Raw genomic sequence first — 553 nt, 5'->3', positions numbered from 1 at the left:
GGTCACGGTGATCACCCGAAAAGCCTTTGGCGGCGCCTATGACGTGATGGCCTCCAAGCATATCGGCGCCGACGTCAACTATGCCTGGCCCTCGGCCCAGATCGCGGTGATGGGCGCCAAGGGTGCGGTCGAGATCATCTTCCGCGGCGGCGACGCCGAGACGATCGCGCGCCAGACCAGGGAATATGAAGACCGCTTCATGTCGCCCTTCGTCGCGGCCGAGCGCGGCTATATCGACGAGGTGATCATGCCGCACTCGACGAGGCGGCGCATCGCCCGCGCCCTCGCCATGCTCCGCACCAAGAGCCTCGAACGCCCCTGGCGCAAACACGACAATATCCCCCTGTGACGAAAGCGGCGGCAAAGGCGGGCGAGCATGTCGAAAGCGACCTCGACGCGCTTGCCGCGCTGCTCTGGGCGGTCGGCGAAGCGCCCGCCGACGCCCAGGCCCAGGACCATCTTCTGAGCGAGATCTCGCGGCTCCTCTGGGACGCCAGCGAACCCAACCAAGCCGCCGAGCGATAGGAACCACCGATGTTCACGAAGATACTGA

2 protein-coding genes are annotated in these 553 nt (G+C 65.8%); both read left to right on the top strand.

The window, feature by feature from the left end; all coding sequences use genetic code 11:
• On the top strand, positions 1-349 hold a 349-nt coding region (locus DK26_RS27735; protein WP_282568059.1), incomplete at its 5' end, for a carboxyl transferase domain-containing protein.
• Complete coding sequence (locus DK26_RS27730) at positions 346-525, top strand: hypothetical protein (protein ID WP_066479996.1); 180 nt, start codon at positions 346-348, stop codon at positions 523-525. The genes DK26_RS27735 and DK26_RS27730, both read left to right, overlap by 4 nt.
• Positions 526-553 lie beyond the last annotated feature (28 nt).

The organism is Allobosea sp. WAO (genome assembly GCF_001509835.1).
In the GTDB taxonomy this organism is placed as follows: Bacteria; Pseudomonadota; Alphaproteobacteria; order Rhizobiales; family Beijerinckiaceae; genus Allobosea.
The sequence above is the reverse complement of the archived record's forward strand: the minus strand, read 5'-3'. Positions and strand labels throughout refer to the sequence as shown.